The organism is Streptomyces sp. NPDC053541, from assembly GCF_044544705.1.
Taxonomy (GTDB): domain Bacteria; phylum Actinomycetota; class Actinomycetes; order Streptomycetales; family Streptomycetaceae; genus Streptomyces.
Genome location: NZ_JBITXM010000004.1, coordinates 1 through 9648 on the forward strand (window position 1 = coordinate 1; position 9648 = coordinate 9648).

The following is a 9648-nucleotide window of genomic DNA, read 5'->3' on the forward strand; positions in this document are numbered from 1 at the left end:
CCCTCGCGGGCTTTCCTCCGGGCGCTTCCTTCGTTCTTGCGTTTCCGACTCTATCAGATCTTTCCGATCCGATTTCCTCGGTGCTTTCCGGTCCCTTTTCGACTTTCGTCGCTTCCGGGCCCTTCCGGCGGTTCCGACTCTATCAGATCCTTTCGGCGTCTGATTCCCAGTCAGCGGGGTTCGTCTTCCCGGCCGTTGAGCCGTTCCGACGAGTGAGACTTTAGTGGATTCCCCGGCTCCGACGCTAATCGGGGGCCGGCGTTCAAACCTTCGAACGCGGATTCCTCATTTCGCAAAAACGCACGGGAACGCGCGACGGCACGACGAATCGACACCGTCAGGCGTAGTGGTTCTTGCGGAATGGCTGTCCGGGGCCGACCGGGGTCGGTGCTCACGTCGGACAACCCGGAGAACACTACGGACCCGGGTAATCCGGTGTCAACCCGGGGCCTGTGCCGTACCCTGTGCGCATGACGACGCATGCGCACACCACTCAGTGGTGGGCCGCCTGACCGGCGGCCCGTAGCTCACGCATGCAGACAACGGCCGCCGCCTCGGCGGCCGTTCGCGTATCCCCCTCCGGGAGTCCGGCCGACGGGCCGGCGGTGCTCAGACCAGAGAGCAGCAGGAGAGAGGGAGAGCCAGGCCATGAAGCGGATCTTCAGTGGGGTCAAGCCGACCGGGCACCTGACGTTGGGCAACTACCTCGGGGCCGTACGGCAGTGGGTCGAGGTGGACCAGTACGCGGCGGACGCGCTGTTCAGCGTGGTGGACCTGCACGCGCTGACCGTGGAGCACGATCCGGCGCGGGTGACGCGGCTGAGCCGGCAGGCGGCGACGCTGCTGTTGGCCGCGGGGCTCGATCCGGAGCGGTGCACCGTCTTCGTACAGAGTCATGTGGACGAGCACGCGCGGCTCTCGTACCTGATGGAGTGCGTGGCCACGGACGGCGAGATGCGCCGGATGATCCAGTACAAGGAGAAGAGCGTGCGGGCCCGGGAGTCCGGGCAGGGCGTGCGGCTGTCGCTGCTGACGTACCCGGCGCTGATGGCGGCGGACATCCTCGCCTACGCGACGGACGAGGTGCCCGTGGGCGAGGACCAGACGCAGCACGTGGAGCTGGCGCGGGACCTGGCGGTGCGCTTCAACCAGCGGTACGGGCACGTGTTCACGGTGCCGAGGGCGACGCACCCGAAGGTGGCGGCGCGGGTCATGGACCTGCAGGACCCGACGTCGAAGATGGGGAAGTCGCACGAGAACGGGGCCGGGATCGTCTATCTGCTCGATGACGCCGACACCGTGCGCCGGAAGGTCATGCGGGCGGTGACGGACAGCGGGCGTGAGGTCGTCTACGACCGGGAGGAGAGGCCCGGGGTCGCGAACCTGCTGGATCTGCTGGCGGCGGCGACCGGCTGCAAGGGTCCGGCCGAGCTGGCGGAGGCGTACGACTCGTACGGGACGCTGAAGAAGGACACCGCCGAGGCGGTGGTCGAGCTGCTGCGGCCGGTGCGGGAGCGGCATGCCGAGCTGGCGGCGGACCCGGCGTACGTGGAGAAGGTGCTGCGGGACGGGGCCGAGCGGGCGCGGGGGATGGCGCGGCCGGTCGTGGACCGGGCCTATCGGGCGATCGGGCTGCTTCCGGCCTCCTGAGGTGGGGTCCGGGCCGCCCGGCGGAAGGCCTGGCGGTAGGCGCGCGGGCTGGTGGCGAGGTGCGAGGCGAAGTGCTGGCGCATGGTGACCTCGCTGCCGAAGCCCGCGCGCCGGGCCACCTCGGGGAGGGGGTGGTCGGTGCGTTCGAGGAGTTTCTGGGCGGCGGCGACGCGCTGGGCGATCAGCCAGCGGGCGGGGGTGGTGCCGGTGGTGGCCTGGAAGTGGCGGGCGAAGGAGCGGGGGGACATGCCGGCGCGGGCGGCGAGGCTCGTGACGGTGTGCGCTTCGTCGAGGTGGGCGAGTGCGTGGGCGCGTACGGCGGCGAGGGCGTCGGCGTCGCGGTCGGCGCGCGGGGTGGGGCGCTCGATGAACTGGGCCTGGGTGCCGGTGCGGAAGGGGGCCGTGACCATCGAGCGGGCGATGGTGGCGGCGACCTCGGCGCCGTGGGCCGTGCGGACCAGGTGGAGGCAGAGGTCGATGCCCGCGGCCGTACCGGCGGAGGTCCAGATGCCGGTGTCCTCGACGAAGAGGGCCTCGGCCTCGACGGTGACGCGGGGGTGGCGGGCGGCGAGGGCCGGGGCGAGGCGCCAGTGGGTGACGGCGCGGCGGCCGTCGAGGAGTCCGGCGCGGGCGAGGACGAAGGCGCCGGCGCAGAGGGAGGCGACGGGGACGCCGCGGGCGTGGGCCTGGCGGAGGGCGTCGAGGAGCGGGGCGGGGAGGTCGGCGTCGGGGTTCTCGATGCCGGGGACGACGACGAGGTCGGTGGGGCGGAACCCGGAGAGCCAGTCGAGCGGGCGGTCGGGGGTGAGGCTGAGGCCGCCGCTGAGGGGGACGGGTGCCGGGGTCGTCGCGGTGCGGCGGAGTTCGAAGGCGGGGACGCCGCGGTCGGTGCGGTCGGTGCCCCAGACCTCGTTGATCACGGAGACGTCGAAGGCGCGGATGCCGGGGAACGAGACGAGCGCGATGCGCTGGGGGGCCGCCATGGCTGGCAGTAAACCATCGATCGATGACTTTCGCGCCCCTGGGGCGGGGGACGTCCGGGCGGAAGGATCGAGGGCATGGACAACACGCGGAACATCACGGTGGAAGACGACGCGGCTCTGATCGTCATCGACGTGCAGAAGGGCTTCGACGACGAGGGCTTCTGGGGGCGGCGGGACAACCCGGAGGCCGAGGCGAACATCGCGGCCCTGGTCGACCGCTGGCAGGAGACGGGCCGGCCGGTCGTGTTCGTGCGGCACGACTCGGCGAAGCCGGGTTCGCCGCTGGCGGCCGGGGCGGCGGGGAACGCCTTCAAGGACGTCGTGGCGCGGCGGCGCGGGGCGGGTTCGGGGCCGGAGCTGCTGGTCACGAAGAGCGTGAACTCGGCGTTCTACGGCGAGCCGGATCTGGACGCCTGGCTGAAGGGCGCGGGGATCGGGCAGCTGGTGATCGTCGGCATCCAGACGAACATGTGCAACGAGACGACGGCCCGGATGGGCGGGAACCTCGGCTACGACGTGCTGTTCGCGATCGACGCGATGCACACCTTCGACCTGACCGGCCCCTTCGGGTGGGAGCGGACGGCGGAGGAGCTGACCCGGGCGACGGCGGTGTCGCTGCACGGGGGCGGCTTCGCCCGGGTCGTGACCACCGAGGACGTGCTGAAGGGCGCGTGAGGCGGGGTCCGGTCAGCCGTTGCCGGAGGCGAGCTCGCGGCTGCGGTCGCGGGCGGCCTCCAGGGCGGCGATGAGCGCGGCCCGTACGCCGTGGTTCTCCAGCTCGCGGATGGCGGAGATGGTGGTGCCGGCGGGGGAGGTGACGGCCTCGCGGAGCTTGACCGGGTGTTCGCCGCTGTCGCGGAGCATCACGGCGGCGCCGATGGCGGCCTGGACGATGAGGTCGTGGGCCTGGGCGCGGGGCAGGCCGAGGAGGATGCCGGCGTCGGTCATGGCCTCGACGAGGAAGTAGAAGTACGCCGGGCCGGAGCCGGAGAGGGCGGTGGCGGCGTCCTGCTGGGACTCGGGGACCCGCAGGGTCTTGCCGACGCCGCCGAAGATCTCCTCGGTGTGGGCGAGGTGCTCGGGGGTGGCGTGGCTGCCGGCGGAGATCACCGACATGCCCTCGTCGACGAGGACGGGCGTGTTGGGCATGACGCGGACGACGGGGGTGCCGGGGGTCAGCCGCTCCTCGATGAAGGCGGTGGTGATGCCGGCGGCGGCGCTGACGACCAGGCGGTCGGCGGCGACGTGCGGGGCGAGCTCGTCGAGCAGGCGGCCCATGTCCTGGGGCTTGACGGCGAGGATCAGGGTGTCGGCGCGCTTGGCGGCCTCGGCGTTGCTGACGGACTCGACGCCGTAGCGGGCGTGCAGTTCCTCGGCGCGCTCGGCGCGGCGGGCGGTGACGAGGAGGTGGGCGGGGCGCCAGCCGGCGCGGATCATGCCGCTGAGGAGCGCTTCACCGATCTTGCCGGTGCCGAGGACTGCGACGGTCTGGGTCATGGGTCTTTCACCTCGCCGGAAGGGGGGCTCCACGTGCAGGGACATCCTTGCACCGGGGCGGGCGCGGTGCGTGGGGTGTCCGAGGGGCGGGCACGTGATCCGGTCACGCGGTGCGGCGGCGGAGGGTGGCGGCGCCGAGGCCGAGGACGAGGACGGCGCAGCCGGCGACGACGAGGGCGTCGCGGAGGAAGTCGGCGGTGACGTCGGTGTGGCGCAGGACCTGGTTCATGCCGTCGACGGCGTACGACATGGGGAGCACGTCCGAGATCGCCTCCAGGGCGGGGGCCATCCGGTCGCGCGGGGTGAACAGGCCGCACAGCAGCAGCTGGGGGAAGATCACGGCCGGCATGAACTGGACGGCCTGGAACTCGGAGGCGGCGAAGGCCGAGACGAAGAGGCCGAGGGCGGTGCCGAGGAGCGCGTCGAGCAGGGCGACGAGGAGCAGCAGCCAGGGCGAGCCGATGACGTCGAGGCCGAGGAACGTGAGGGCGAGGCCGGTGGCGAGGACGGACTGGACGACGGCGACGAGGCCGAAGGCGAGCGCGTAGCCGGCGATGAGGTCGGCCTTGGCCAGCGGCATGGCGAGGAGGCGTTCGAGGGTGCCGGAGGTGCGCTCGCGGAGGGTGGCGATGGAGGTCACCAGGAACATGGTGATGAGCGGGAAGATGCCGAGCAGCGAGGCGCCGATGCCGTCGAAGGTCTGCGGGCTGCCGTCGAAGACGTAGCGGAGCAGGACGAGCATCAGGCAGGGCACGAGCAGCATCAGGGCGATCGAGCGCGGGTCGTGGCGGAGCTGGCGCAGGACGCGGGCGGCGGTGGCGAGGGTGCGGGCGCCGTTCATGAGTGGGGCTCCTCGGTACGGGTGGGGGTGTGGGCGGCGCGGGCCGCGGCGGCGTCGACGAGGTGGAGGAAGGCGTCCTCGACGGTGGCCGTGTCGTTGCGGCGGCGCAGGGCCTCGGGGGTGTCCTCGGCGAGGAGTTCGCCCTCGCGGAGCAGGAGCAGCTGGTGGCAGCGCTCGGCCTCGTCCATGACGTGGGAGGAGATCAGGAGCGTGGTGCCGCGGTCGGCGGCGATGCGGTGGAAGAGGTCCCACAGGTCGCGGCGCAGGACGGGGTCGAGGCCGACGGTGGGTTCGTCGAGGACGAGGAGCTCGGGGGTGCCGAGCAGGGCGACGGCGAGCGAGACGCGGCTGCGCTGGCCGCCGGAGAGGCGGCCGGCGAGGGCGTCGGCGTGGGAGGTGAGGTCGACGTCGGCGACGGCCCGGTCGACGGCGGTGCGGCGTGCGGCGCGGTGGGCGCGGCCGGGGAGCAGGACGGCGGCGAAGTAGTCGAGGTTCTGCCGGACGGTGAGGTCGTCGTAGACGGAGGGGGCCTGGGTGACGTAGCCGATGCGGGAGCGCAGGGCGGGGTCGCCGGCGGGGCGGCCGAGGACGTCGAGGGTGCCGGTGACCTTGGCCTGGGTGCCGACGATGGCGCGCATGAGGGTGGTCTTGCCGCAGCCGGAGGGGCCGAGGAGGCCGGTGACGCGGCCGCGGGGGACGGTGAAGTCGAGGCCGCGCAGGACGGTGCGCTCGCCGCGGGCGACGGTGAGCCCGGTCGCGTGGACGGCGGCCTGCGGGGTGGGCGGGGCGGCCTCACCGGTTTTATTCATCATGTGATGAATAGTGGGTCCGGGGGTGCGGAACGTCAAGAACCCCGGACGACGGACGTCCGGGGTTCTCTCGGTGGTGGGGGCGCCTGCGCGGCGCGGCGGTCAGCGGCGCTTCGGCCTGCGGGTGCCGGAGGGGCGGCCCGCCGGGTTGCCCGAGCTCTTCGCGCGCCGCTTCTCGAAGCGCGCGACCGCCTCCTCGTACTCCGCGCGCCGCAGCTTCTCGCCGGGCGCCTCGGTGAGGCTGCGGAAGAAGTAGGCGAGCAGCGAGCCGATGAAGCCGATGGCCTTCAGGCTGCGCAGGGCGTCCTCGCGGGCCGGATCGGCGGGGCGGCGGCCGAAGCCCTCCCAGGTCTTGCGGAAGGCGATCGCGCTGCAGATCGCGAACATCACGACCACCAGGGTGTTCACGAAGCCGCCGACCTCGGCGATCTCCAGGCCCTGGTAGGCGAAGCGCAGCACGAAGCAGCCGGCCACGGCGGCGGCCAGCGAACCGGCCGCCACACCGGCCCGGCGCAGCCCGTAGTGCCCGGTGTGGTCCAGCCAGGTGGTGCCGAAGAAGCGGATCTCCTCCGGGCGCGGCCCGGCGGGGCCGGCGGCGGCACCGGTCCCGCTCTGCTTGTCCTCGCTCGCGTCGCTCACGGAATCGATTATCCCCGGACGGCGGAAAACCGTCGCGAACCGCCGCCGGGGCGGACCGCCGGCGGGATCAGCGGCGGGATCAGCAGCGGGAGGCGACGAGGCCGTCGCTGCCGGTGTGCACGTAGGCGTCGGAGACGTACTCCGCGCCGTCGTCGATCCGGTCCCAGATGTTCGTGGTGCCGTACGGACCGGTGACCCAGGTGCCGTACGTCTGGCAGTAGACCGGCACCGTCACGCCCGCGGGCAGCGTGCGGACGATCGGGTACTGCGTGCCCGGGCCCGAGCGGACGTTGAGCCGGACCCCGGGCGCGACCGGGTAGCGCTGGATGCTCATGGTTTCCTCCCCCGATGGCCGGAAAGCGCTCCCCCGTGAAGCGCTCCGCCGAATTTCACTCTCTGCGACGCGCAGGCTAGCAAGCCCCACCGACATCGGCCCCACCATCGACTAGGCTCCGTGCGTCGCGCGGGCGCGCGGACACGACGGGGAACCACACGGGGGTTGGCGATGCCGCCGTTGCGCAGGACCGGTGCCGACCGGGAAGCGGAAGGGCCCGACTACGCGGGCGAGTACCGGCTCCAGGCCTGTCTCGGCGCCGGCGGCATGGGCGTCGTCCATCTCGCCACCTCCGCCTCGGGCCTGCGGCTCGCGGTGAAGGTGGTGCACGAACAGTACGCGGAGGACCCCGAGTTCAGGGCCCGGTTCCGCCAGGAGGTGGCCGCCGCGCGGCGGGTCAGCGGGGCCTTCACCGCGCCCGTCGTGGACGCCGACCCCGACGCCGTGCGGCCCTGGATGGCCACCCTCTACGTGCCCGGGCCGACCCTCGCCGACCAGGTGAAGCGGAGCGGCCCGCTGTCCCCCGCCGAGCTGCGCCGGCTCACCGCCGGGCTCGCGGAGGCGCTGCGCGACATCCACCGGGCGGGCGTGGTGCACCGCGACCTCAAGCCGAGCAACGTGCTGCTCACCGACTCCGGCCCGAAGGTCATCGACTTCGGGATCTCCCGGCCGGTCGACAGCGAACTGCACACCGAGACCGGCAAGCTGATCGGCTCGCCGCCCTTCATGGCGCCCGAGCAGTTCCAGCGCCCGAGGGAGGTCGGGCCGGCGGCGGACGTCTTCGCGCTCGGCTCCGTGCTCGTGCACGCGGCGACCGGGCACGGACCCTTCGACTCCGAGAGCCCGTACATCGTCGCCTACCAAGTGGTGCACGACGAGCCGGACCTGACGGGCGTTCCGCAGGAGCTGGCCCCGCTGGTGGCGCGCTGCCTCGCCAAGGAGCCCGCCGAACGGCCCACGCCCGCCGAGATCATGGCGGCGCTGCTGCCGCCCTCGTACGAGGCGACCGCCTTCATACCGGCCCAGCGCCGCCCCGCCCTGCCGGTCGCCGCGCACACCGGCGCGGCCCCCGGGGACGCGGCCCGCGACTGTGCCGCCTGGGACGCCGACACGCCCGTACGGGCCCCGGCGCCCGCCCGCGTGCGGCGCCGCCGGCGCGGGCCGCTCGTGGTCGCCGCCGCGCTCGCGCTGGCCGCCGGCGGCACGGTCGCCGCCCTCTCGTACGCGGGGGGCGGCGCGCCCGCTCCCCGGCACCCCGCGGAGGCCGCGAAGGCCTTCGGCGGCTGGCAGACCGCCCTGCGCACCGGCGGCACGGTCGGCGCCCCCGCCTGCGTCCACGGCGCCGGCGCGCTCTACTGCTCCGGCCCCGGGACCACCGCCGCCCGGCTCGACCCCGCCACCGGACGCGTGCTGTGGTCCCGGCCCGGGCCCGCCGACGAGATCCCGCCGCCGCCCCCCGCCCCGCTGCCCGGCGGCCCGGTCGCCGCCGCCTCGGCGACCGGCGAGCTCCGCACGTACGGGCGGGACGGCACGCCCGGCTGGCAGTGGGCCCCGAAGGGGCGCGCCGCCCGCGCCCACCCCGCCGGGGACGTCCTCGTGCTGTCCGACGGCACCGCCGCGCTGCGCGCCGTCGACGCGGCCACCGGGCGCGAGCTGTGGCACCGGGCGCTGCGCGGGCACCAGTACCCGGTGCCCGGGGCGTACGACCCTGCCACCGGTCTGCTCACCGTCACCGAGGTGCTGGCCGACGCCCGCCACACGCGCGTGAGCACCGTCCGGCCGCGCACCGGCGAGGTCGTCCGGCAGCAGCGCCTCGCCGGCGCGCTCGGCGCCGCCCCCGAGGTGCGGGACGGCACGCTCGTGCTGGCCTCGCTCAACCGGGACGGCTACGCCGAGGCCCTGGTGCGCTACCGCCTGGCGGACGGCTCGGCCCACCGGGCGGCCCTGCCGTACCCGGTGGACAGCCCGTCGCTCGCCGCGCACGGCGCCACCGTCCACCTGCTCACGCCCGGCGGGCGTCTCACCGCCGTCGACGTCTCCGGCGCCCGCGCGCGCCTGCTGTGGGACGTCGAGACGGCCGCCGCGCACGTCTCCGCGCCCGTCCTGGACCCGGCGGGCGCCCGCCTGTACCTCTCCGCCTCCGACGGGCGCCTCCTCGCCGTCGACGCCCGGCGCGGCACGCTCCTCGGCCAGACCGCCCCCCGCCTCCACGGCGGCCGCCTCACCTCCCCCGCCTCCGCCGTCCCCCCGCCGGTCGTCCTCGCCGACCGCGTCTGCGCCACCGCCCCGGACGGCTCGGTCTTCGCGGTGGATTCGGGGGACCCGGCAGGCTGGTAGCGGCCGCCGGGGGCCCGGCGGTGGCCACGGTCCGGGCCGACGACCGGACCGGCGTACCGCCCGCTCGCCACCAGGCGAACGCCCCGCCACGGCCCGGCGCAAAGCCGGGCCCAAGCCCGCGGCCCGCAGGCCCACCGACCCTCGCGGCCCCGCACCCGGCAGGGCCGACGACCGGACCGACGACCGGACCGACGACCGGACCGGCGTACCGCCCGCTCACCGCCAGGCGAACGCCCCGCCACGGCCCGGCTCAAAGCCGGGCCCAAGCCCGCGACCGCAGGCCGCAGGCCGCAGGCCCAACGACCCTCGCGGCCCCGCACCCGTCAGGGCCGACGACCCGCCGCAGGACGGGCACACCGCCCAGCCCCGCGGACCGGCCCACGGCCCCGGCCGCGGTACCCGGCCGGTGGTCAGGGGTCGCGCGACGCGGAACGGCGGTGGGGGGGGGCCCCCCCGGGGCCCGCCCCCCCCCCGGGGGCCCCGCCGGGGCGCCCGCCGCGGGGGGGGGCGCCGCGCGCGGGGCCGCGCCCCCCCCCCCCGGGGCGCGCCCCCGCGCCA

General features: G+C 74.9%; 9 protein-coding genes. 3 read left to right on the forward strand and 6 right to left on the reverse strand.

What is annotated here, in order from left to right; genetic code table 11:
- Positions 1–648 precede the first annotated feature (648 nt).
- Entirely contained in the window at positions 649–1650 is a 1002-nt protein-coding gene (trpS, locus tag ACIGW2_RS10530) for a tryptophan--tRNA ligase (RefSeq protein WP_391656723.1), read from the forward strand.
- Here the strand turns inward: trpS and ACIGW2_RS10535 are convergent.
- Positions 1617–2633 carry a GlxA family transcriptional regulator gene (locus ACIGW2_RS10535; RefSeq protein WP_399842751.1) on the reverse strand — a complete coding sequence of 339 codons (1017 nt, stop codon included), beginning with the start codon at positions 2631–2633 and terminating at the stop codon, positions 1617–1619. The genes trpS and ACIGW2_RS10535 overlap by 34 nt on opposite strands.
- 75 nt (positions 2634–2708) lie before the next feature.
- On the opposite strand from ACIGW2_RS10535, the gene ACIGW2_RS10540 reads away from it, so the two are divergent.
- Positions 2709–3308 (forward strand): cysteine hydrolase family protein, encoded by a 600-nt coding sequence (locus ACIGW2_RS10540; protein WP_399842754.1) that lies wholly within the window; start codon positions 2709–2711, stop codon positions 3306–3308.
- A gap of 12 nt (positions 3309–3320) precedes the next feature.
- On the opposite strand, the gene proC is transcribed toward ACIGW2_RS10540, so the two are convergent.
- The 5 genes from proC to ACIGW2_RS10565 all read right to left on the reverse strand — a co-directional run bounded on the left by proC (position 3321) and on the right by ACIGW2_RS10565 (position 6753).
- Positions 3321–4130: a pyrroline-5-carboxylate reductase gene (gene proC / locus ACIGW2_RS10545; RefSeq protein WP_391656726.1), complete on the reverse strand. Its 810-nt coding sequence runs from the start codon at positions 4128–4130 to the stop codon at positions 3321–3323.
- Positions 4131–4233: 103 nt separating this feature from the next.
- Entirely contained in the window at positions 4234–4971 is a 738-nt protein-coding gene (locus ACIGW2_RS10550) for an ABC transporter permease (protein WP_391656727.1), read from the reverse strand.
- Complete coding sequence (locus ACIGW2_RS10555; RefSeq protein WP_399842758.1) at positions 4968–5783, reverse strand: ABC transporter ATP-binding protein; 816 nt, start codon at positions 5781–5783, stop codon at positions 4968–4970. The genes ACIGW2_RS10550 and ACIGW2_RS10555 overlap by 4 nt, the downstream gene beginning before the upstream one ends.
- Before the next feature lie 99 nt (positions 5784–5882).
- The gene (locus ACIGW2_RS10560; RefSeq protein WP_399842760.1) at positions 5883–6419 is read right to left on the reverse strand and encodes a hypothetical protein; all 537 of its coding nucleotides are present in this window, start codon (positions 6417–6419) and stop codon (positions 5883–5885) included.
- Between the two features lie 79 nt (positions 6420–6498).
- Positions 6499–6753 carry an SH3 domain-containing protein gene (locus ACIGW2_RS10565; protein WP_356073918.1) on the reverse strand — a complete coding sequence of 85 codons (255 nt, stop codon included), beginning with the start codon at positions 6751–6753 and terminating at the stop codon, positions 6499–6501.
- A 171-nt stretch (positions 6754–6924) separates the two neighbouring features.
- On the opposite strand from ACIGW2_RS10565, the gene ACIGW2_RS10570 reads away from it, so the two are divergent.
- Positions 6925–9090 (forward strand): protein kinase, encoded by a 2166-nt coding sequence (locus tag ACIGW2_RS10570; protein WP_399842762.1) that lies wholly within the window; start codon positions 6925–6927, stop codon positions 9088–9090.
- Positions 9091–9648: the final 558 nt, after the last annotated feature.